Source organism: Lysinibacillus agricola (assembly GCF_016638705.1).
GTDB lineage: Bacteria > Bacillota > Bacilli > Bacillales_A > Planococcaceae > Lysinibacillus > Lysinibacillus agricola.
In genome coordinates, this window is the sequence record NZ_CP067341.1 from 4,946,269 (window position 1) to 4,967,695 (window position 21,427).

The window sequence follows — 21,427 nt, forward strand, 5'->3', positions numbered from 1 at the left end:
CTAACAAAAATCGGAGGACAGAAAAATGATCAATCATTTACAAGATACAATCACATTAAATAATGGCTTACAAATGCCAGGAATGGGCTTAGGCGTATTCCAAATCGAAAATGATACTACTGCAGAAATCGTTAAAAATGCGATTGAGGTCGGTTACCGTAGTATCGATACTGCCGCTATTTACGGCAATGAAGCAGGTGTTGGTGATGGCATTAGACAAGCATTAGCATCTACAGGTTTAAAACGTGAGGAATTATTTATTACCTCCAAAGTATGGAACGATAGCTTGAGCTTTGAGGAGACAATCGCAGCATACGAGGAAAGCTTAGAAAAATTAGGGTTAGATTATTTAGATCTCTATCTTATCCATTGGCCAGGTAAAAATAAGTATGAAGAGGCTTGGAAGGCTCTCGAGGATTTATACGAGGAAGGAAAAATCAAAGCGATTGGAGTATGTAACTTCCACGTAGAACACTTACAGAATTTATTAACATTTGCTCGCATTACACCAGTTATTAACCAAGTGGAATTCCATCCACGATTACAACAAGCAGAGCTTCGTTCATTCTGCGAAGAGCACAATATACAACTGGAGGCTTGGGCGCCATTAATGCAAGGTGGGCTTCTTGAAGATGAAACTATTTCAAAAATAGCTAAAAAATACGGGAAATCAAATCCTCAAGTTATATTACGCTGGGATATTCAAAATGGTATCGTCACAATTCCAAAATCTGTGCGTAAAGAACGTATGATTCAAAACGCTGAGATTTTTGATTTCACTCTAACTGATGAAGAGGTGGCGATCATTAACGCTATGAATCTAGAACAACGTGTTGGACCAAACCCAGATGAATTTGATTTTGTCATGTAAACGATAGCTATGTAAACGTGAAAGAGACTGTCCTATTTTTTTCTCTTAGACAGTCTCTTTCCAATCTATTTAAGACGTATGCTTTATCGCGATATCTTCATCACGTTGCATTAACAGTACATCTTCACCTTTATCTTGTAGCATTTCGATATGTTTTTCACCCCAAGTGCAGAGGATGTTCAGCACTGGGTCCATTTCTTGACCATAGGGCGTTAACGAATATTCAACTTTTGGCGGTACTTGATTGAAAACCTTGCGATTAATTAATCCAGACTGCTCTAATTCACGCAATTGGTTTGTTAGCATTTTTTGCGAAATGCCTGGAATCAATCGGCGAAATTCATTCGTACGAATCTTACCATGGTGGGTCAGATGACAAAGAATGACTGGTTTCCATTTACCCCCAATTACTTCAAGAGTGGCTTCAACACCAATATTATAAACTTTTTTCATTGTAAACCCCCTGTAATATTCAAAAGTAACTAAAAGTACTCTACATAACTTTTTAGTATGTATGAATATTACTATACACTATACGAAAAATCAAAGGAGATATTAAGAATGAACGAAACAAAAGTGCCGAATGCTAAACTAACATTACTCGCACTAGCGATCAGTGCTTTTGGTATTGGCTCTACAGAATTTATAAGCGTCGGACTTCTTCCATTAATTACAGAAGATTTTAACATAACGTTAAGTACTGCGGGTTTAACCGTATCCATATATGCACTAGGTGTAACGATTGGTGCACCGCTTTTAACAGCGTTAACATCGCGCCTTAGTCGTAAAAATGTGTTATTGCTCGTTATGGTGCTTTTTATTATCGGTAATTTACTTGCAGCTCTAGCACCCTTATTTTCAATTCTACTAATCGGCCGTGTTATTTCAGCATTAGCACATGGCGTCTTTATGTCTATCGCCTCTGTTATAGCTGCAGATGTTGTGGCACCTAATAGACGAGCAAGTGCAATAGCTATTATGTTCACAGGGTTAACAGTAGCAACTGTGACAGGTGTCCCATTAGGAACTTTTATTGGACAAGTTACTGACTGGCGAATGTCGTTCATTTTCATTGTCGTTATTGGTATTATCGGATTAATTAGTAATGCTCTGCTTGTACCTAGTCAATTATCAAAAGGCAATCCAATATCTATTCGCGATATCTGGAAAGTATTGGGGAACATACGAATGCTATTAATTCTCTTTATTACAGCAATCGGATACGGTGGCGTGTTTGTTGTATACACATACATTTCCCCTATATTAGAACAATATATGGGCTACTCACCTCGGGCAATTGTATTCATCTTAGTTGTATTTGGTATTTGTGTCGCTATCGGCAATACATTAGGTGGTCATTTTGCTAATAGTAATCCTTTACGTTCAATCTTTATTATCTTTATTGGCTTAGCATTAGCATTACTGGGTATCAACTTCTTTTTAGAATCATCGATCATTGGATTAATGATGGTCCTTATGATGGGGCTATTTATGTTTATGAATGTTCCAGGATTACAGCTTTATGCCGTTCAACTTTCAGAAAAATATATACCATCAGCTATCTCAATGGCTTCAGCATTAAATATTTCGGCCTTTAACATTGGCATTTTTCTAGGATCATACATTGGAGGATTCATTATTCGCCACCAATCATTAGCCCACACACCTATATACGGATTCATCTTGGTTATGCTTGCGGCAATGACTACACTTCTATGGTTAATCTTTGATAGAAACAAACAAGGATAAAAGAAAGGAAGCCTTAACCATAACTGAGGCTTCCTTTTTGCTATTTATCATATTTTAAGGAAAGTATCGTCAAAATATGCCTTGAAATTTGGATAAAGATAATCCAATGACGCTTTAATATCAGCACTATCATCAAATAAAATTTCATGTTCAATTTCATATATTGCACAATTTTCTTCATTCGCATTATTTAAATTGATGCAAATAATTTTTCCATACTCTTCATCCCATGAAAAAGGGAGATATCCTAAACTACATAACGATGGATTATACATATCTCTAACGTTATTTAAAGGTTCATCAATACTTTGATTGGGTATTACATCAAAATAATGGTTATAAGTTGAAATAAAAGCTTTATACCACTCAGGAAATTTAAGTCCAAACTCTTTTTCTAAAGCTTGTATATCATCTTCAGTTACTTTAGAAGGGATCAGCTTCCATCTTGACCATTCCCCATCAATATCCGCTAATTTCATCTGGTCTGGAACATCTGGACACATCCATCTGCAAAACCCCTCCTTCGAAACTTGATTATAACGCTCATAGTAAATTTCAAAACCATTCTTAATGTATTCACGAATATTCATCTAAAGAACTCCTTTTTTAAATTGGACAGACTAGCTTTATTGTTTAGAAGCCTAGTCCATGAAGGTACTTATATATAGTCATATTACTTGGGTAACACTTAGTCTGCTTAAGCCATTAACACCGAAAAACATTGTTGTACATAAGATAGGATATCAGCTATAGGATAGGAGGAATTTAGTTGTATTACAATCCTTATCCGTATTTTGTCTATCCAAACTATTATCCAACATGGGCAATGGCACATCAACAAGGCACTAGTCAATTTTCAAGACATCTAGCAATGCCGGCGAACCCGACAAATAGCAATCCATTTCCATCCGTCAATACAAGTAAATTGAAAACTTCTGCAAAACGGATTAAGGTTATTATGCGGCAAGCACAATTACTTACGGATAAAATTGAAGAATCTGAGCAATTTGCACATGATCTTATGGACGCTGCACAGCTGTCAAATAAAACGGAAGTTGAAAAATTAATATCGTCAACGGGTGTCACCATGAAGTTCGAAACTAACTATACACCGGATCGTATTCGTATAATATTTACTGATAGCGACTGTTGTAAACTAACATTAATTTTAAGTTGGTGAAATTCCAACTCTTTTGAATAGGCTCCGAAAGTGTTGAAAATTATTTTTAACCTTGTATCCCTATTGAACTTGTAAACTATAAAAAAATATGCTAAAGTATTTGTAATCATTATTTCTGAAAATTCTTATATTGCTTTTTCTTATCAAGAGAGACGGAGGGATTGGCCCTATGAAGTCTCAGCAACCAGCCTATATAGGTATGGTGCTAATTCCAATTGGCGAAATTTAGCCTTGAAGATGAGAAGACTTACTTTAGTTGCTTTGCACAAGAGTCCTCTTTCTACAAGGAGGGCTCTTTTTTATTGTTGCATCCAAAAATAATTAAAAGAAAGCAGGAAGATATTATGACAAACGAACTTTTACAAGCAATTCAACTATTGAAATCGAAAGAATGGGTAGATTTAACACATACATTTGGTCCTAATTCTCCCCACTTCTTTATGTTTGATGATGCAAAATTTGAAACAGTATTCTCCCATGATGATGGCTTCCTTGCGCAGCAATTTACTTTCCCTGGGCAATATGGAACACATATTGACCCACCTATCCATTTTGTGCGAGATACACGCTATTTAGAGGATTTGGAGCTAAAAGAACTAGTTCTACCACTAATCGTTATCGATAAATCTAAGGAAGCCGAAATTAATAACGACCTCACATTAAGTGTTCAAGATATTCTTGATTTTGAGGCTGAATATGGGGAAATCGAAGCAGGTACCTTCGTTGCGCTGCGTACGGATTGGAGTAAACGTTGGCCAGATAAAGAGGCTTTCAGTAACAAAGATGCGGATGGTAGTAATCATATTCCTGGCTGGGGATTAGAAGCGTTACAATTTTTATTCAACGCACGAAAAGTAAGTGCTATAGGCCACGAAACCTTTGATACGGATTCAGCAGCTGATTTTCGTAAAAATGGTAAGCTAGATGGCGAATATTTTGTGCTTGAGCAAGATACTTACCAAATTGAGCTGATGACAAATTTGGATAAGCTACCTCCAAAAGGCGCTGCTATATTCAATATTGTACCAAAGCCTGAAAAAGCGTCTGGATTCCCTGTTCGTTCATTTGCAATATTGCCTTAAACGATAAAAAGGTCTGGTTCACAACCTGAGTAGGTATTGAATCAGACCTTTTTTTACTTTGGCGAATTCCTTTTTTTGAAAATAAAATAAACGATTAGCATTAGTATTAGGAACAATACTATAAGATAAATACTGTAGCGGGATAAATAGACCCCAACATAACGCCAGTTCTCCCCAAGTACCTTTCCTAAGGTAATAAAAGTAAATGTCCAAATAACTGCTCCCGTATAGGCAAAGAAAGCAAATTTTTTATAAGGATAATTATTGATAGCCGCAATATATGCTGTAAGATGACGCACACCAGGAATAAAATATCCTATTAATAATAATCCCGGCCCTATTTTTGCAAATAATTTTCTAGTAAAGTCAATTTTCTGTTCAGTAATGTGGATTTTTGGACCGTATTTTTGCAATAACGGTAGCCCAAATCTATAGCCTATATAGTAGCTCAGAGTAATTCCCCCTACCGCACCTACCATAGCGCTGATTAAAGCTGGAATATGTGCGAGAGTTTCTTTATATACGCTATATCCTACATATGTTAAAAATATCTCATCGGGAAGTGGCAGCCCAACAATCCCGCCAACTAGGATAAGAATGATGCCAAAATACCCGTAATGTTCTATTAGAGATTGCACGTGATGCGCCATAAATCCTTCCCACCTAAAGCATAATGAATTTCTTTTTACAGATAGCTTTATATTAACTCAAAGTAAACAATATTATGAGTATTATGACTTCAACACAATTTTCTCAGGATTTATTATCACTGCCTTGTAGATTGTATAGATGGAAAAATTATTTCTTTATAAAAACTTTCTCCAATGTTGTATAGTGGTCGATTCATGCTATAAATCTCATTTCTCGGCTACTACTCTATTAAATTATTTGCAGCTCACGTAGAGCATAATCAATCCCGTCCTCAGTTGATTTCTTCGTTACATAATTAGCGACATTTTTTAATGCTTCACTACCGTTACCCATTGCAATACCAAAGCCGACCTGCTCCAGCATATCGATATCATTATCTCCATCGCCAAAAGCAAGTGCTTCTTCAGGACTCAAGTCGAAATAATCTAGTACCGCCTGGACAGCAATAGATTTGGAAACATCCTGTTGCAAAACATTTGTAATATAAGGGTGCCACCTTTTAAATAATAAATGAGGGAATTTTGAAGTATACTTTTTCTCAATATCCTCATCGCCATATAAACACATTAAGTAAACCTCTTGCGTTAAAATATCTTCATTAATATCAGGAAACTCTAGCAAAGATAATGTTTCTTGCATAGCTTTTAATGTCTTTTCTTCTTGGACGTTATTCATCGATAATTGTTCTGTAAAAAATGATAGACTTTGTTTATTGTCTTCAGCAAAAGCCTTAACTGCGTGGACAATTTCCTTTGCAATAGGCATTTTATGTATTACTCGATCTTGATACTTAACATGGGCACCATTAGCTGTAATAAACGTTTCTATGCCTATGTTTCTTAAATCTTGGCACATTGACAAGGGTCTTCCTGTAGCAGCAACAATATGAATTCCTTTGTTTTTTAATTGCTTAATAGCGGTTCTTGTACTTTCTTCAATACGACCATCTTCATAATTAACAAGCGTTCCATCTACGTCAAAAAATACAATTTTATAATCCATCTTTCGCTCCTTATCGTTTTACACAATTTTATTAGGTATATCGATTAGAGGAACCTCACCATAACATGGCCCACTTCGGGTAACACCTGTGACGATGATCTCCAAGAAGTCGCTCAGCCCTACTCCGATCACCCTAATATAAATGTCATTTTCCACTACAGGCGAGTGTTGAGTGACTCCCCTTTGTTTCTTAATAATAATCCTATATTTCCCTAATCAATATACTTGTAATTTTACATTAAGAAACATCTTTATACCAAAATCACGAAATAGGCATTATCGCCTACACATTCAACTTTATAATAAAAACATCAATAATTATTTAAATTTGTACGTTATTTGACAAACTAAAACGAATGTATAACTTGCTTTAACTACACCGATAAATACTATTACGGGTACATATCGAAATTCCAAATAACTAAGAAAATAATGAACATTTTTATTTTAATAATTCTAAAGGAGTATACCAAAGAACATAGAATTGTTAATATAAAGGTAACTAAATTAAACACATTGAACGATACTGTCCATCGTATAAATAGAACAAAAGAAATAATAATCGTTTTTTATGTAAAGGAGTTGATTCTTATGGCATTTAACATTTACTACTATGAAAGTAGTGTGGATTGCAAGTTTTGCAAGAAGCATTTTACCACATATAAAGTACGCCCTAATCGATATAAAATTATCGAAGAACAAACAGACTTCATGCCAGTTTATGAAGGTTTAAACCCGTTATTGTATGAAGTTGCCGTTTGTCCACATTGTGGCTATGCTTACCACAAATCTATGACAAGAACATATGGACCTTTCATGCTTCTTATTGATGAGCTATACATAAAAGAGCTTCAAAAACCAATGGATATGTGCAAGGAACGTACAATCGATGATGCCATTGTAAGCATTAAATTAGCTTATCTTGTATCAAGAGCATCCATGGAAGAGTCACTTCTTATGGCCAATTTCGCTTTAAAAATAGCCTGGCTATATCGCTTAAAAAATGATGAGGAATCGGAAATGCGCTACCTTTTTGCTGCTAGAGATTTTTACAGTAAATCTTTTGCATCCAATCAAGAGGGCGGAGAGAGAATTCAATATTTACATGCAGAATTAAGCCTCCGACTTGGAGATATTGCTGAGGCGAAAAAAGGATTCTCTCGATTAATAGCAGATCGAAATGTTTCCAATAAATATAGAAAACTGGCACGAAATCGATGGGAAAACTATAAATATGATGAGCAACCGAACAACGCAAATAAAACTATAGAAGAAGTCATTAATTGAAGTAAAACGAGGAGAGTAATAATCATGCAACTATTTACCAAAAGGATTGATGTGAGAGAAGAAGATATTTTTTCAGAACTACATCATTTTTTATTGAGAAAAAATAATCGCTACTTAACGAATGATGAGGTAGTTTCATTAACTGGGGTTTCATCTGAGCTACTCTATAAATGGGTAAAAACAGGAAAAATTAAAAAATCGATTTTCCCTAATTTAGGCGCACCCTGTGAGCGTTGCGGACAAGTTACTCAGGCAAAAATCTGTGTTAGTTGCTCATCAACCATCGTTAACACTTTAAAACAAGAGGAAAAGGATCGTGCATGGTTCAATCAAATACAGCAGAATAATCCGAGAGCTAGCACGTATCACTATAAATAAAATAGTTAACATCTCTACAGTGTACATACGCTATAGAGATGTTTTTTTATCTGCTCTCGCTCAAATAATCCAAAATAATGACATCCAACCAAATTTAAACAAAATTTAAACAAACTCCCCTTTTACTTTAAACTTCACTATCTATAATTGACATTAACATATAGCGAAGGACTGATAGAAAGTGACAAAAGGTAAGAATCGTAAGGTTTTATTATCATTAAGTATTGCGTTAGCAACCTTTACAGCGTTCAGCGGAGTATCAAATGCATCGGCAGCAGTTCCAGCGATAGAAGAACGTGTAGCTTTGGAGAACTATTTAGAAGTAAAGCAAGCCCGCACATCCAATGAAACACTTCAAGATTGGAAAAAGTGGACAAACGATCATGCTTACAGCTTAACATCTATTCAACCTGAAGCAATTAGTCAACAAAACATTCCATCTACTAAATTTGAAGATTTAGAGATGCTAAAGCCTTTATTGCATGATAAGCGCATCGTTTTTTTAGGGGAAAGTTCACATGGCGCAGCAGAATTTAGCCTAGCGAAAACACGTTTAATTCAATTTTTACACCAAGAAATGGGCTACAATGTCCTAGCCTTCGAAAGCGGTATGGGAAATGCCATGAATGCGCAAGGACAAATTGATAAACAAACAGCGCAACAAACGATGAAGGATGCTATTTTTGGTGTATGGTGGTCAAAAGAAACACTGCCGTTATTTGAGTATGCTAAAAAAACACAGAAAACTGATAAACCATTAAAATTGGCAGGCTTTGATATTCAACAGCAAGGTGCGTTCACGAATGGTGAGTGGCTGCAAAATAGTCAGCTTGCTAAACAGTTCAGTGAAGTAGAAGAGCAACTTGTAGACTGGAGCTTCGGTACGGATCTAAAAGGCTACCAAAAGGCGAAACCAAGCATTATCGAAGTGTATAAACAAGTAAAATCTCAAGTTCAGCTAAAAGAAAAAGAGTTAAAAGCAGCTTATCCGAGCGAGCCTCATATTGTAAAGCTTATGGAACGTACTTTAGCTGACCGTATCCGTTTAGCAGACGAATATGTAGAACTATCAATTCAATCAAATATAGAACCATATAACCCTGAGCTTTTTTTTAAGACAATGGAATGGCGTGACCAAGCAATGATGGAAAACCTACTATGGTTAGCAGAGGAGATTTATCCAACTGAAAAATTTATCGTCTGGGCACATAATGACCATATTCGCAAAGCACAATCCGAAGTAATGGTTTCTTATCCGGTAAAATTGATGGGTGAACTTCTACCGGATATTTACAAGAAATATAGCTATGTGCTTGGTCTTTATATGGCTAGTGGCGAAACTGCAAACAATTCTAAAGAACCTATAGCCGTTTTACCGCCAGTAAAAGGATCAATCGAGGATATTCTTTCATCAACAAATAAACCATACACATTTATTGACTTACGAAACCGTCAAAATGAACGAGGAAACTCATGGATGTTTGAGCCACGTTTATCGTATAGTTGGGGAGTCAGACAGGAAAGTCTTGTTCCACGAGATCAATATGATGGCCTTCTGCTGATTGATAAAGTAAGTAAACCACATTATATAAAATAAGAATATAAAAATGCAAACTAGTTTTTCTTCTAGTTTGCTATTTTTCTTTTATGTTCAAGTATCCATCGAAATTGTATCCCATTCTTCATTGCGATGCCCTATCATCCAGAACAAGCCCCTCCGTCTTTCCATAATGATACTTTCATTCATCCCCGCAGGAGCTGGTGGTTCTTGTATACGACTATCTACACAAGCCCAATGGTATCTGTAAATCTTGTCGGCTTCATCCAATATCTCTTCTTGACTACGCAGAGTAGTTTGAAGATAAAATTGTTCAAACGTTTCGCAGTTAGAAACAACTTGAATGGCATACTCGCAATCGCATACTTCATCAGGAAAATCGAGCTTCTCAACAAAGCCGAGTGCCCAAATAAGCGTCCAATAAGCCTCGTATTGCCAAGAAATATTAATGGCTTCTTGCCCATTTGGTTCTGACGTATGTAAAAAGTCTCTTTCATTGCTAGTTAGATAGTCTTCCACTTTATATGTGCGTAACATATTGATGAAAAAGTCTCGCGATTCTTCTACATTGCCACCTTGCGCCACATCACAGGCAAATTGAATGACAATTAACAGGGCTACAGCTCTTCTAGCAATGTCTTCTTTGGTTTTAAACTGACAAACCTCTATTGTTGGGAGTTGAGGAAGGGAAGCTGTATAAGGAATAGCTTTCTCTTTTAAATATGCTATCGTTTTATTTTTTCTTTGTTCACCTTCTTCTGATGACACCTCTTGTCCCCTTACCTTTCGTGTACAAGCTTGGGGTCTAAAGTCAGATGGTCCTGATTGCCCGTCAGGATAAACAATTACTATCCCTTCATCGTCTAATAAAGTACCCTCCGGTAAAAAACCAATGCCACCTATACTTGATAACAACCTCGTAAATAACTGTATCTGTTCTTCATTTATCTCTTTTTCCGCTTCGATTGCAATCACTGTATTTAATACAGATATTTGAGTCAAAACTAATTCTTTTAAATTGTCATCTTCAAAAGGAATATTGTCGTAATATCCCATCATCCCAGGAATATTATTAGCGAAGTAATCTGGGTTTGTATCTTCAGACATGACTCTAATTATTAAATTGTATTTTTTAAACAGCGCCTTGGATTTTATGACATACTCATTATCATTTTTATCGATAGCAAAGCCTTTTGCAAAAACATCTGAAATTTTCACTTCAATATCATCAATGTTGTTCTTAGATGCAAATATAGTGAAATAGTTCATTCTTCTCTCCCCTTTTTATTCACCAACTATCTAAGCCTGCAAGAGCTTGGCTAAACAGCTGTTTATTTTTCCGTAGTATTTCGTTTTCCTTCCAAAAAGCAAGCAATTGTCTCCAATTGTCTTTATCTACACATGTTGTTGGCGCAATTTCTTGCTGCATCATTTGCCATACCGCCCGTATCGCTGTAAGCCTTTCCACTTCACTGCCACTCAACCATTCAAACAACATCTCTGCACTTGGCTGTGATTCTGCGAAAAGTGTAGACCATCCATCTATCGGAAATGAAACATAAGACTTCATCCAAGCTATAGTTTTCGGATTATGGAAATGACGTAGTCGGTGTAAAGCTGTATAGGAATCAACTGTCTTTTTGTCGATATCTTGAAGAACAAGCGATAAACCTTCTTCTGCAGGTAGACAATTTGCTGTTAAATAATCTCGAATTCGGCTAGGAATATTATTTTTGTCACTCCAGAGCGTCCTTACCCAATCACTTGCCTCTACCGCACAAACCTTTACTAGCACTTCACTCCATGCTTCTTTATTTGCTGGTGGCAGTGATTGTTCAATTTTATTTCGAAGTGCATAATACACCGTACTAGGATCAAACTGTGCAAATGCTTCCGGAACGCTATCTTCCACTCCATGCATCGATACATATATTAATAAGGATTCTAAGTTAGACATTGCTTGCCTCAGAGTTAGTGTGAAATATTGTTCGAGCCACTCCAGCCATATTTCAGAGCTAGTCAGGCTCAAATCCAGACCATCCTCACTACAAAACTGTCGATGCTGGCCACAATCTGCACCTATACAACCTAAAGCTGTGGCTCGTTCAGTATAGATTTTAAAACTCCCAGCAAGTAGGTCGAACTCATCTTCCTCATGACTCCAATACCAAACGGAACCATCCTCAATTCTAATAAGAAGTGCATCACCGTTGCCAGCCGTGTGAAACTGTAAATATAGTTGTTCATCTAGATTTTCACCTTCACCGCCGAAATCAGGGAATTCAAGCTCTTCCAAGCTCCAACCAAAATCACCTGATGGCGTCTCCTCTAGTTCAATAGGGAGTAAGGCCTCATCTGGCAAAGACCAATACATCCCCACTTGTCGCGAACAATGTAGTAATAAATTACGGAACTCAGAAGGAATACGAATACTAAGTCGCTCCTCTACTATTGATAGCTCTTGTTCTGTAGCTACAGGTGCTATCTTAAGCGGATGCACCCAAGCCCCTTGCTGCTCAAGCTGTTTTAATAATTGCGTCCATCGTTCAACCCATATTTGCATGACTATGCCTCCATGTTAAGAAAAGTACTCTAATAAATATACCGTCTGCTCTTTCGGTTTTAGCAGTATAAATACTGTTCCACCACCAATTATTGACATAAAGCGGTAACGCTCAGTTGCCCCACGAATCAGGCTCTCATCAATACCATAGTCATGCGTGACATTCCATTTTAGATTCATGAAAAATTCCTCGCTCATCTCTTGCGCTTCTTCTCTACCAATTAGCACCTCAGTATCATCGTGGCCCCAGCCTTCTGTTAACTCTGTAATATGCCTAAATTCTCCGGTACATTTATAATGATATTTAGTAAATTCATAGCTATAAAATGCATCAGCATAATAATCCACATCGAAATTTTTAGCTAATTGATTCAAACCATCTTGGATCCCCATTTTGTATGTATTGACAGTTATTTTATTTTCCATGTAGTAATTTTTATTTTTTGCAAAATCAGCTTGCAGAAAAGCATATATGTCCTGCACATTCCCGTCCCCAAACGTACGAAGATCTCCAAGAAAATCGTATTTTCCGTCTATGTAACGAAATCCCCAAAAGTTATTCTCTGCATTTAAATACTCTTCCTCGCAAAATAATCCATCAGTTCCTAAAACGTGAAGGATATATTCAGTTCCTTCAACTACATCAGTAAAAGATAGCAATGGTCTAAAATAACAAGCCAAACGTACATCTACAAATACATCACTTGCTTTCGGATAAAGCGTTATCTTTTTTGGATTCATTTTTTCACCTCTCCATTTTACTGAAACGATTGATTCCTTCATTTTTTCTTCACTATTGTATCGTCAGGAAATCATTTACTTATTAGAACTAGACTTTAATTCGCTTTAAAACACTAGAATTTTACTTCCATTAAAGCTCAACATACATGCAAAATTACTCACCTTTACTAGTTCTTTTCTAATTGCTTTGAATTAAATAGTATGTTGTTGACAATTAAGATGGCTAACTCTATCATTATAAATACATTCGAATGTATCTATAAGGAGATATTTTATGGCCAGAAATAAATATCCAGAAGTTACGAGAAAAAAAATTATTGAATCAGCTGTTAAATTATTCACTGTAAATGGTTGGGACAATGTAACGATTCAAGAGATTGTAGATGATGTGGGAGATATTACTCGAGGAGCTTTCTATCATCATTTTAAAACACGTGCTGATGTTATTGATGCCATTACAAAAGAAATGCTGATGGCAAATAATTATTTTAATGAAATATCCGATTTAGAAAACTTAAATGCTTTAGAACGTTTAAGAAAAGGTATTTCTTTTTCAATTTCTCAAAGTGTCAAAGAAGAAGACCTATCCACAATCCCTTTGAGTATGAATTCTGCTGAATTTGTTTATAGTCGCATCACTGAAGGAATACAGGTTGTTGCGCCGGGCATTCAAAAAATTATTGAAGATGGCAATCAAGACGGCTCGCTACAAATTACTTTTCCAAAGCAAGCAGCTGAAACCTTTACAATGCTTTTTGATATTTGGATGAATCCAGAGATATTTCGCGTAAGCCGAGTTGAATTTACTCAAAAAATAGAGCATATACGTTTAATGTTCGAAGGGATTGGAATGCCACTTGTAAATGATGAATTGAAGGACGTATTTTTAGCTTTATTTGACAAAGTTCAGGAATAGTAGACTACTTTATGTAGTTTATTATTTTAATCCTTTACATACATTTGTATGTATGTATTAATTACTTATAATTCCGCATCACCGAACAATTACATACATTCGTATGTATGTTAAAGGAGATATACTATGAAAACCTTAGAAGTTATATTTACAATTGTTTTAATACTATCGAGCATTTCACTGACATTTAGACAACGTGGGATAACTAAAATTAATATATTTATGTTAGTCGTCAATTATATATTATTATTAGCTACAATTATTTCAATTGGCGCTAACTGGCGTATGATCCCCGCTTATATTGTTTCACTACTATTGACCCTGCAGGTTTTTGTAAAGCCTAAAAGCACAATTGTTTCAAAAAAATTAAGTATAAAAATTTTAAAACTTGTAGGGATTGCTGTAGCAGCATTTGGAATGTTCACCTTGCCAAAGCTTTTTCCAATCATATCTTTTCCAGCACCTACAGGAGAATATTCAGTAGGAACCCAGGCATTTCACCTCCTCGATAAGAGTCGTAAAGAATTTGTCGTACCTAATCACCAGGTGAATCGTGAATTAATGATACAGGTTTATTACCCTGCTGAAAAAGGGACTGGGCAGCCCTCTCCTTACTTTGAACAGATAGAGGCATTAACACAACAATTAGCAGCGACACAGGGTTTCCCGTATATCGCTACAACACATTTAGGATTGACAGAAAACCATTCTTATCAAGATGCGAAGCCGATAAAGTCAAACGAAAAATTCCCACTTCTATTATTTGCCCATGGGATGAGTTTATATAGTCGCCAAAATACCTTTCAACTAGAGGAGTTAGCGAGCCACGGCTATGTAGTTGTCGCTCTTAACTTTACTGGTGATGCAGCAACAACTGTATTCCCAGATGGAGATCGTGTGGATTTCACACCGATTGAAAATACAATTACCTTCCTGAATGATCGTATCAAGCTTTGGGAACAGGATGCATCATTTGTTTTAGATGAGGTCATTAAAGGAGATTTTGATAAGAATTTTAAAACAATTGCCGCATTAATTGATTATGACAGTATTGGTATGCTAGGTCACTCTTTTGGTGGTGCGACTTCTACACAAATGCTTGTAAAGGATGGACGTATTAAAGCGGCAATTGATATGGATGGTGGGTTGTATGGTGATCCAATGCCTGCAAATGGTCCTGAAAAGCCATTTATGCTGTTGAATGCGGAGGCATCCATTAACTTTATGAAGGAAGCATATAGCCAACAGCCAGGTAATCGAGATGAATTGTTTGCAGAATCCTATTTAAGAAACAAAACGATTGAAAAACCCGGTGTTTACACAGCTATTATTCCGAAAACAAATCATGGTAGTTATACAGATTTAGCAGCAGTTTCACCAATTATTAATGAATCTGGCGCAGATGTGAATGCTATTTTTAAGCTGATTAATGAATTGTCATTAGGCTTTTTTAATAAAAATTTAAAAGGAATCAATGACAATAAGTTAGAAGAAATTCAAAAGGAGCATCCTGAAATAAACTTAACTTTGCACTAAAGCATAGTGGGAAGCTCATCAATATTTAGGTTGTTGATAAGCAAACTTATCAACAACCTTTTTTAATTTCTATCATAATTTTCGTCACATAATCCTCTTCACGATTTTTAATTACTGCGTCATAAATATATTCCTCATATACGTACTGTCCTAGTTCGTAGCCCTTTTCCCGCATGACTTTAAATAATCGCTCGTATGTTTCGCCAAGTGCAGTGGACGGTCCTACATGATACCCAACAATAAAATCTCCTTCAATCGCCTTGAAATAAGGATGACCTTCTCGTGGATGTGGCTGCTCTATATATAAGTAACTATAATTATCATAATTTCCTGCTAATACTTGCTCTCTTCTTGTAATCCCTCCAATGGGATAACCCGTGTCTAATTGAGAACGGTCTAATTCATCTATAAAATCAGAGACAGCTTTCACAAACTGTTCTTCCGTCGAATCCTCGATGTTTTTACTTAAATACAATGTTTCCTCTGGCAGGTGCTCCATCGTCATGCTATCAAAATCAAGGTGTAAGGCTTCCTCTGTTAGATCGATTTTTACATCGATAATACTTTCAATCATCTCAAGCTCTCGACGTTTTTTCGCTACAATTTCCTTTTGCTGATGCATCAAGTCTAAGAAATTTTCAGGTGATTTTTCTGCCATATATTTTTGAATATCCTTTAAAGACATGCCCACCGCCTTTAATAGCTCAATCACACTAAAAAATTCATATTGCACGATGGAATAATAACGGTAGTCCTTATTATCCTTCATGATTGGTGATAATAAACCGATTTGATCGTAGTAAATTAGCGTTTGTTTATTAACCTTACAAATTTTAGCGAATTCACCAGTTGTAAAATATTTTACATTTTTATTAAACATTTTTAAGTTTCCCTCCTTGACTATATAGTTACTATATACATTAAATTGTAGCTATTCACAATCAATTATGCCACTCATAATTGCGTCCGGAATCGGCTTTGTGCTTAGGCCTGCATGAGGGCGACACGATGTCGGTCATTTCGGTAATGCCACAGGACGTGGCGTTTTTACCGATGCAGGTCAGTTAGCCGTTATCGCATGGATGCGATGATTTTAGGCTAACATCCTATATTAGCCCCTTTCCGACTTCCGTGACATCCGCTGAAAGAAATTAAAAATAGAAAGGTTTTGACATTATGTTCACGGAAATTCGTGACATTACAGCTTTAAACAAAGAGGAAGTTTTAGCATTACGCATTGCAGATAGTCAGCAAGACTTTATCGAGAGTACCATGCAATGCTTAGCGGAGGCAGAAGATGATGAACGCTTTATACCTGTTGGATTGTATAGAGAGGACATTGCAGTCGGCTTCGCTATGTATGGTGTGTTCCTACATGAGGACAATACACAACGTGTTTGGTTAGATCGCTACTTCATTGATGAGCGTTATCAGCACAAAGGATTAGGAAAATATTATTTACAGCAGCTTATAAATTATTTAGTAGCTAAATACAGCTGTCAAAATATATACTTGAGCGTTTATGACAACAATATAGTAGCCATTCAGCTCTATAAGAAATTTGGGTTCGTCTTTAACGGTGAACTAGATGACAAAGGTGAAAAGGTGATGGTAAAGGAGGTACATGCTCATGACAACCATTAATCCAATTGAAACAAGGCCACTAAAGCCATTGTTTTTCTCATACTTATTCCCGGCAATGATCGGTATGTTGCTGATGTCGGTCAATATTTTAGTAGATGGTATTTTCGTTAGTCACGGAGTTGGACCGACCGCTCTAGCAGGAGTAAATATCGCCGTACCAATTTTCTCTATTTTACTATCCATTTCCCTTTGGATTGGTATGGGTGGAGCTACACTATTTTCGATTTCTCTCGGTGAGGGCAATAAAAAACGAGCGCATCAGCTCTTTACATTAGCATTTACAACAATGATCGTTGTCGTTCTGACACTGGTTCTAATACTTTTATTAAATTTAAAGGAAGTCTCCTATATATTTGGGGCAAGTGATGCTACTTATCCTTATGTCCAAGAGTACCTACATGTTATTTTGATTTTCGGTGTGTTTTATACAATTGAAAATTTACTAAAGTATTTTTTTATTCGAAATGATGGTAATCCAAAGCTTGCGATGATGGGCTTAATCACTACATCTGTTTTAAATATCATCTTAAACTACATCTTTATTTTCGTGCTCGATTACGGCGTAACTGGCTGTGCCTTAGCTACAGCACTCTCCACAATTATCGGTATGTCGGTGCTATGCCTACATTTCTTCCGAAAGCAATCCGAATTAAAATTTGTGCGTAAATTTTTCAGCATAGCTGATTTAAAGAAAATATTTGCTATTGGGTTACCAAGCTTTATTGTTGAAGCCTCAGTGGCTGTAATGGTCATTTTATATAATGTAACATTTTTACACTATTTAGGCTCAAACGGGGTTACCGCCTACGCGATGGTTAACTATATTCATACCGTACTATTAACAGTGTTCCTTGGGATTGGCATGGCTCTACAGCCACTAGTTAGTTATCACCACGGTGCAAGATTAATAGAGAGATTAACAGCGTTATTGAAAATCGGTATTGCCACCGCACTTATTATGGGTTTATCTACTGCAATAATTGCTACGTTATTCCCTTCACAGCTAATAGCGTTGTTCGGTGACAGTACGTTTGAAATTCGTAACATAGCTACACAAGGCTTTGTACACTTTGCAATTGGCTATGTATTCCTTGGCATAAACATGGTATTTGCGGAATTCTTCCAATCGATTGAAAAAATACGCCTTGCAACAACCATTATGTTACTACGTAGTATTATATTATTTATTCCTGCCCTCGTAGTATTACCTAAATTACTTGGCCCACAAGCTATTTGGTGGACATTTCCTGTCGCAGAAGGCATTACCGCATTGCTAATTCTTATATTTATGAAGAGAAAACCACATACAATTTTCTCAGAAGCAAGTTCTTTAAAGGCGCTATAAATAAAACTAACCCCCTTTCAATACTAATCGAAAGGGGGTTAGCTGTTTAATTTCTATCTTTCATAAGCCAACCAAAAGGGAGATTGAATTGGACCCTTTTGGATATTATTCATTTAAATATTTGATGACAGCCATCTCTTTACCAAAGCGATTACCATGATCTTCAAATCCCATACTTCTGTATAAATTATGAGCACCTTTATTTTCTGGATGGTAACCTACTATAATTTTTTGCGCATTTGGCAATTTAGCTATTTCTGAAATCATTAGCTTAGTAGCTGCTTTTCCTATCCCTTTACCTTGAAAATGCTTATCTATCATAATTCGATAAATCCAATAGCCATCAAGCTCTTCTTTGACAGAATTAAACATTAAAAAACCTACTACTTTCTCTTCAAAATAAATAACGTATGGTCTTAATGTTGGCTCGAACTTTGATTGTGCGGACGCCCCAGGAAAGCGCCCAGTCGGAACGGAAATCAACCCCAAGTTATGGTGATGAGCAAAACAAAAAGGAATCATACACACTTGATTCCTTTTTGAACGAAAACTTTATTCAATTTATTGATCCTCTTGCATTTCCATCGCCTGTTGCAGTTCATCCTCTTTGGACGTAACTCCCAGAATATCGAGTAGGAACATGAATAATGGAATACCAATAATTAATCCCCATACACCAAGGAAATGCTCTGAGAAGAGGATGACGATGAATGTATAGAAAATTGGCAGATCTGTCTTAGCAGACATCAGCTTTGGATTTAAGAAGTACGCCTCCATAGCATGTAGTACCATAACAATAATCAAGATATAGACAATATACATTAGGCCACCGATACTGTATGCAATTATACTTAGAGGAATCAAAGAGATGATGACCCCAGCGACTGGCACCAATCCCAGGATAAAGAGCATAATCCCTAGTGCAATTAAATGCGGGAAGCCCATAATGTATAAAGCAATAACAGATACAATACAGTTGACAGCGGCAATAATAAACTGTGCCTCAATAACTTTACCGAAAGAACGAATAAATATCTTTGAGAAATATTGTAGTTCATCGTAAAGATGGCTCATTTTACTATCTTTGAATTTTGCTGTAAATTCGGTAATACGTTTTTTCTCAAGCAAAATAAACAAGCTCAAAATTAGTGAGATAAATATATGCAAGATGATTTTACCAATATTCGTAATATTTTTAAGAGTTATGTCCACACCCTGCTCTAAATATTTACCAAGTTCAATTTTCTCAAAGGTTGGCGCTAAATACCTTGTAATCTCGTTATCATCTGGATCGAGATTAAAGCTAGCAATAAGATCAAAAAGCTGTGTAATCTGTTGGGTTACGATAGGCAAATACTTGTAGATAACAGCAATAATACCCGCAACAAGTAAAAGATAGAGGGTAACTGTCACAGCTTTCTCGTTCATCGGTACGTACTTTCTAACCCCTTTTGTTGTCCTTGTGGTAAGTTGATTCATCAAGTAAGTAATAATAAACGTGAGAAGAATAAGATTAATCATACTACGCATCAAATATAGTGCAATAGCGATCCCGACTAGGATTATAAAACGTTTAAATCCATTACTTCGAAAGAAATTACTCATGCATTCACTCCTTCTACAAAACGGCTTTCCTGCCTTTACTGTCTGGACTTCGCTATCAGAACATAAGCAAGTAATAAATTGATGTAAAACATTACGTATCATTCTTATGTAATTTCCTCCTTCATTGGATTATTATTTCCATCAACACTTAAAATAAGACTTAAATGCATGCGCTTTATGAGTCTCATAAGAAATAAATTAATCCAAGGAGCGAAAAGAATTGTATGCCTTATCAAATTAGACATTTATGATACTACTTTTGTACTTTAATGAAAGCTGTGTCAGCGTTATAAGCCTTAATTCTATTATTCTATTATAACCTTTTAAACATCATCATATCCAATGTAAGTACTCTTATGATGGTATTAAAATTTGAATTTTCATCTTTAGTATCAATATGATATTCTTATTAAAATTTTAAACTAAAAATAATATATAGGATTAGTATGTGAAAATTGCAAGAAACCCGAAGGTCATTCATCTGCCAGTGGCTCCTGTGTACACCAAATTGAAGTGACAGGACCACCGAGATGGTTAACATTATCTAGACATATAGGAATCGAGAAAGACGAGATTGTACCTGAAGAGCCATTAGCTCGAATGAAGTTAGCACAAGGAAATATCCGGAAGAATCTTGAAGGTGCAAAGGTTGTCATTCAAGATTTAACGAAGATGTCTTTTATTTGGTTGAGGAAAGTAAATAATAACGACTTTCTTGACGATCACCTTCCATATGCGGCATTAAATTACGTAGCCCCTGCTCTAAAGGTCAGGATTTATGCCTGGCATGTAAGGAGATATCAATTATGCCTCTGCATAATTGCGTCCGGAGGCTTTAACTTCTTTCAGCAGATGTCTTTTGTGCCGAAAGCGTAGCGACAGGTACAGGTGTTTGGACACCCGCTGAAAGTAGTTAAATTTATAATATGTTGATATTAATAAGAATGTGCATCTAGATTTGTATTTATTTAGTTATAAAAACCCCACTTAGGGCTATCTAAAGGGGGGTTAGCCAAACAACTATATCACATTTATCTTCATTCAGCAGATGTTTTTGGTAGCGAAAGCAAAGCGTCAGCTACAGATGTTTTTGGTAGCGAAAGCAAAGCGTCAGCTACAGATGTTTTTGGTAGCGAAAGCAAAGCGTCAGCTACAGATGTTTTTTGTAACATATGTACAGAAAACTCCCGCCTCTGAAGATGGTGAGATGAATGCGGATGCAATTACACCAAACTGAAATTGATAGATTTTCAAAGAAAGAAACAATGATACTAGGATCTGCATGTAGAACAGCAGCAGTTCCTTTCAACCAAGGATTC

At 36.2% G+C, this 21,427-nt stretch carries 21 protein-coding genes, 1 pseudogene and 1 riboswitch; of the genes and pseudogenes, 12 read left to right on the forward strand and 10 right to left on the reverse strand.

Annotated elements, in window-relative coordinates; genetic code table 11:
• Positions 1 to 25 precede the first annotated feature (25 nt).
• Positions 26 to 871 carry an aldo/keto reductase gene (locus FJQ98_RS24735; RefSeq protein WP_053593842.1) on the forward strand — a complete coding sequence of 282 codons (846 nt, stop codon included), beginning with the start codon at positions 26 to 28 and terminating at the stop codon, positions 869 to 871.
• A 69-nt stretch (positions 872 to 940) separates the two neighbouring features.
• Here the strand turns inward: FJQ98_RS24735 and FJQ98_RS24740 are convergent, their stop codons facing one another.
• On the reverse strand, positions 941 to 1,324 hold the full coding sequence (locus tag FJQ98_RS24740; RefSeq protein WP_053593841.1) for a winged helix-turn-helix transcriptional regulator: 384 nt from the start codon (positions 1,322 to 1,324) through the stop codon (positions 941 to 943).
• A gap of 108 nt (positions 1,325 to 1,432) precedes the next feature.
• Here FJQ98_RS24740 and FJQ98_RS24745 point away from each other — a divergent pair, with 108 nt between their 5' ends.
• Complete coding sequence (locus FJQ98_RS24745) at positions 1,433 to 2,620, forward strand: MFS transporter (protein WP_053593840.1); 1,188 nt, start codon at positions 1,433 to 1,435, stop codon at positions 2,618 to 2,620.
• A gap of 47 nt (positions 2,621 to 2,667) precedes the next feature.
• Here FJQ98_RS24745 and FJQ98_RS24750 read toward each other — a convergent pair whose 3' ends face one another.
• On the reverse strand, positions 2,668 to 3,210 hold the full coding sequence (locus FJQ98_RS24750; RefSeq protein ID WP_053593839.1) for an SMI1/KNR4 family protein: 543 nt from the start codon (positions 3,208 to 3,210) through the stop codon (positions 2,668 to 2,670).
• 179 nt (positions 3,211 to 3,389) lie between these two features.
• Between FJQ98_RS24750 and FJQ98_RS24755 the strand changes: the two genes are divergently transcribed.
• Both FJQ98_RS24755 and FJQ98_RS24760 read left to right on the forward strand, forming a co-directional pair.
• Positions 3,390 to 3,800: a YuzC family spore coat inner layer protein gene (locus FJQ98_RS24755; RefSeq protein ID WP_053593838.1), complete on the forward strand. Its 411-nt coding sequence runs from the start codon at positions 3,390 to 3,392 to the stop codon at positions 3,798 to 3,800.
• 137 nt (positions 3,801 to 3,937) lie between these two features.
• A riboswitch (SAM riboswitch) is annotated at positions 3,938 to 4,044 on the forward strand.
• A 100-nt stretch (positions 4,045 to 4,144) separates the two neighbouring features.
• Positions 4,145 to 4,882 (forward strand): cyclase family protein, encoded by a 738-nt coding sequence (locus tag FJQ98_RS24760; RefSeq protein ID WP_053594033.1) that lies wholly within the window; start codon positions 4,145 to 4,147, stop codon positions 4,880 to 4,882.
• Positions 4,883 to 4,935: 53 nt separating this feature from the next.
• Here the strand turns inward: FJQ98_RS24760 and FJQ98_RS24765 are convergent, their stop codons facing one another.
• Complete coding sequence (locus tag FJQ98_RS24765) at positions 4,936 to 5,532, reverse strand: DedA family protein (RefSeq protein WP_053593837.1); 597 nt, start codon at positions 5,530 to 5,532, stop codon at positions 4,936 to 4,938.
• A gap of 229 nt (positions 5,533 to 5,761) precedes the next feature.
• Positions 5,762 to 6,535, reverse strand: a complete 774-nt coding sequence (locus FJQ98_RS24770) for a Cof-type HAD-IIB family hydrolase (RefSeq protein WP_053593836.1) — start codon at positions 6,533 to 6,535, stop codon at positions 5,762 to 5,764.
• A 591-nt stretch (positions 6,536 to 7,126) separates the two neighbouring features.
• Between FJQ98_RS24770 and FJQ98_RS24775 the strand changes: the two genes are divergently transcribed.
• The 3 genes from FJQ98_RS24775 (at position 7,127) to FJQ98_RS24785 (ending at position 9,797) form a co-directional block, all read left to right on the forward strand.
• Positions 7,127 to 7,822 (forward strand): DUF2225 domain-containing protein, encoded by a 696-nt coding sequence (locus FJQ98_RS24775; RefSeq protein ID WP_053593835.1) that lies wholly within the window; start codon positions 7,127 to 7,129, stop codon positions 7,820 to 7,822.
• 24 nt (positions 7,823 to 7,846) lie between these two features.
• Positions 7,847 to 8,200: a hypothetical protein gene (locus FJQ98_RS24780; protein WP_201406575.1), complete on the forward strand. Its 354-nt coding sequence runs from the start codon at positions 7,847 to 7,849 to the stop codon at positions 8,198 to 8,200.
• A 181-nt stretch (positions 8,201 to 8,381) separates the two neighbouring features.
• A complete protein-coding gene (locus tag FJQ98_RS24785) occupies positions 8,382 to 9,797 on the forward strand; it encodes an erythromycin esterase family protein (RefSeq protein WP_053593833.1) in 1,416 nt (471 codons plus the stop codon).
• 54 nt (positions 9,798 to 9,851) lie between these two features.
• Here the strand turns inward: FJQ98_RS24785 and FJQ98_RS24790 are convergent, their stop codons facing one another.
• From FJQ98_RS24790 to FJQ98_RS24800, 3 genes are read right to left on the reverse strand one after another with little or no spacing between them, the layout of a single operon-like run.
• Positions 9,852 to 11,027, reverse strand: a complete 1,176-nt coding sequence (locus tag FJQ98_RS24790) for a DUF4272 domain-containing protein (protein WP_053593832.1) — start codon at positions 11,025 to 11,027, stop codon at positions 9,852 to 9,854.
• Between the two features lie 19 nt (positions 11,028 to 11,046).
• Positions 11,047 to 12,321 carry an SMI1/KNR4 family protein gene (locus FJQ98_RS24795; RefSeq protein WP_198926859.1) on the reverse strand — a complete coding sequence of 425 codons (1,275 nt, stop codon included), beginning with the start codon at positions 12,319 to 12,321 and terminating at the stop codon, positions 11,047 to 11,049.
• Positions 12,322 to 12,336: 15 nt separating this feature from the next.
• A complete protein-coding gene (locus tag FJQ98_RS24800) occupies positions 12,337 to 13,062 on the reverse strand; it encodes a hypothetical protein (RefSeq protein WP_143114669.1) in 726 nt (241 codons plus the stop codon).
• Between the two features lie 274 nt (positions 13,063 to 13,336).
• Between FJQ98_RS24800 and FJQ98_RS24805 the strand changes: the two genes are divergently transcribed.
• Positions 13,337 to 13,978, forward strand: a complete 642-nt coding sequence (locus FJQ98_RS24805) for a TetR/AcrR family transcriptional regulator (protein ID WP_053593830.1) — start codon at positions 13,337 to 13,339, stop codon at positions 13,976 to 13,978.
• Positions 13,979 to 14,104: 126 nt separating this feature from the next.
• Positions 14,105 to 15,514, forward strand: a complete 1,410-nt coding sequence (locus FJQ98_RS24810; protein WP_053593829.1) for an alpha/beta hydrolase family protein — start codon at positions 14,105 to 14,107, stop codon at positions 15,512 to 15,514.
• Positions 15,515 to 15,563: 49 nt separating this feature from the next.
• Here the strand turns inward: FJQ98_RS24810 and FJQ98_RS24815 are convergent, their stop codons facing one another.
• On the reverse strand, positions 15,564 to 16,394 hold the full coding sequence (locus FJQ98_RS24815; protein WP_053593828.1) for a MerR family transcriptional regulator: 831 nt from the start codon (positions 16,392 to 16,394) through the stop codon (positions 15,564 to 15,566).
• Between the two features lie 296 nt (positions 16,395 to 16,690).
• Here FJQ98_RS24815 and FJQ98_RS24820 point away from each other — a divergent pair, with 296 nt between their 5' ends.
• Positions 16,691 to 17,158: a GNAT family N-acetyltransferase gene (locus FJQ98_RS24820; RefSeq protein ID WP_053593827.1), complete on the forward strand. Its 468-nt coding sequence runs from the start codon at positions 16,691 to 16,693 to the stop codon at positions 17,156 to 17,158.
• Positions 17,145 to 18,503 carry an MATE family efflux transporter gene (locus tag FJQ98_RS24825; RefSeq protein WP_201406576.1) on the forward strand — a complete coding sequence of 453 codons (1,359 nt, stop codon included), beginning with the start codon at positions 17,145 to 17,147 and terminating at the stop codon, positions 18,501 to 18,503. Before FJQ98_RS24820 ends, FJQ98_RS24825 begins: the two co-directional genes overlap by 14 nt.
• 105 nt (positions 18,504 to 18,608) lie before the next feature.
• Here the strand turns inward: FJQ98_RS24825 and FJQ98_RS24830 are convergent.
• Together FJQ98_RS24830 and FJQ98_RS24835 are read right to left on the reverse strand one after the other, a co-directional pair.
• Positions 18,609 to 18,947: pseudogene (locus FJQ98_RS24830) on the reverse strand (GNAT family N-acetyltransferase); the annotation flags it as partial.
• A gap of 117 nt (positions 18,948 to 19,064) precedes the next feature.
• Positions 19,065 to 20,108 (reverse strand): AI-2E family transporter, encoded by a 1,044-nt coding sequence (locus tag FJQ98_RS24835; RefSeq protein WP_053593825.1) that lies wholly within the window; start codon positions 20,106 to 20,108, stop codon positions 19,065 to 19,067.
• A 1,054-nt stretch (positions 20,109 to 21,162) separates the two neighbouring features.
• Here FJQ98_RS24835 and FJQ98_RS24840 point away from each other — a divergent pair.
• Positions 21,163 to 21,345 carry a hypothetical protein gene (locus FJQ98_RS24840; protein ID WP_201406577.1) on the forward strand — a complete coding sequence of 61 codons (183 nt, stop codon included), beginning with the start codon at positions 21,163 to 21,165 and terminating at the stop codon, positions 21,343 to 21,345.
• The last annotated feature ends 82 nt before the right edge of the window (positions 21,346 to 21,427 follow it).

Excerpts from the sequence above, each read along its gene's own strand:
- FJQ98_RS24735 (WP_053593842.1), top strand. The coding sequence starts at position 26 with ATGATCAATCATTTACAAGATACAATCACATTAAATAATGGCTTACAA.
- FJQ98_RS24740 (WP_053593841.1), bottom strand. The coding sequence starts at position 1,324 with ATGAAAAAAGTTTATAATATTGGTGTTGAAGCCACTCTTGAAGTAATT.
- FJQ98_RS24745 (WP_053593840.1), top strand. The coding sequence starts at position 1,433 with ATGAACGAAACAAAAGTGCCGAATGCTAAACTAACATTACTCGCACTA.
- FJQ98_RS24750 (WP_053593839.1), bottom strand. The coding sequence starts at position 3,210 with ATGAATATTCGTGAATACATTAAGAATGGTTTTGAAATTTACTATGAG.
- FJQ98_RS24760 (WP_053594033.1), top strand. The coding sequence starts at position 4,145 with ATGACAAACGAACTTTTACAAGCAATTCAACTATTGAAATCGAAAGAA.
- FJQ98_RS24765 (WP_053593837.1), bottom strand. The coding sequence starts at position 5,532 with ATGGCGCATCACGTGCAATCTCTAATAGAACATTACGGGTATTTTGGC.
- FJQ98_RS24770 (WP_053593836.1), bottom strand. The coding sequence starts at position 6,535 with ATGGATTATAAAATTGTATTTTTTGACGTAGATGGAACGCTTGTTAAT.
- FJQ98_RS24775 (WP_053593835.1), top strand. The coding sequence starts at position 7,127 with ATGGCATTTAACATTTACTACTATGAAAGTAGTGTGGATTGCAAGTTT.
- FJQ98_RS24780 (WP_201406575.1), top strand. The coding sequence starts at position 7,847 with ATGCAACTATTTACCAAAAGGATTGATGTGAGAGAAGAAGATATTTTT.
- FJQ98_RS24790 (WP_053593832.1), bottom strand. The coding sequence starts at position 11,027 with ATGAACTATTTCACTATATTTGCATCTAAGAACAACATTGATGATATT.
- FJQ98_RS24795 (WP_198926859.1), bottom strand. The coding sequence starts at position 12,321 with ATGCAAATATGGGTTGAACGATGGACGCAATTATTAAAACAGCTTGAG.
- FJQ98_RS24800 (WP_143114669.1), bottom strand. The coding sequence starts at position 13,062 with ATGAATCCAAAAAAGATAACGCTTTATCCGAAAGCAAGTGATGTATTT.
- FJQ98_RS24805 (WP_053593830.1), top strand. The coding sequence starts at position 13,337 with ATGGCCAGAAATAAATATCCAGAAGTTACGAGAAAAAAAATTATTGAA.
- FJQ98_RS24810 (WP_053593829.1), top strand. The coding sequence starts at position 14,105 with ATGAAAACCTTAGAAGTTATATTTACAATTGTTTTAATACTATCGAGC.
- FJQ98_RS24815 (WP_053593828.1), bottom strand. The coding sequence starts at position 16,394 with ATGTTTAATAAAAATGTAAAATATTTTACAACTGGTGAATTCGCTAAA.
- FJQ98_RS24820 (WP_053593827.1), top strand. The coding sequence starts at position 16,691 with ATGTTCACGGAAATTCGTGACATTACAGCTTTAAACAAAGAGGAAGTT.
- FJQ98_RS24825 (WP_201406576.1), top strand. The coding sequence starts at position 17,145 with ATGACAACCATTAATCCAATTGAAACAAGGCCACTAAAGCCATTGTTT.
- FJQ98_RS24835 (WP_053593825.1), bottom strand. The coding sequence starts at position 20,108 with ATGAGTAATTTCTTTCGAAGTAATGGATTTAAACGTTTTATAATCCTA.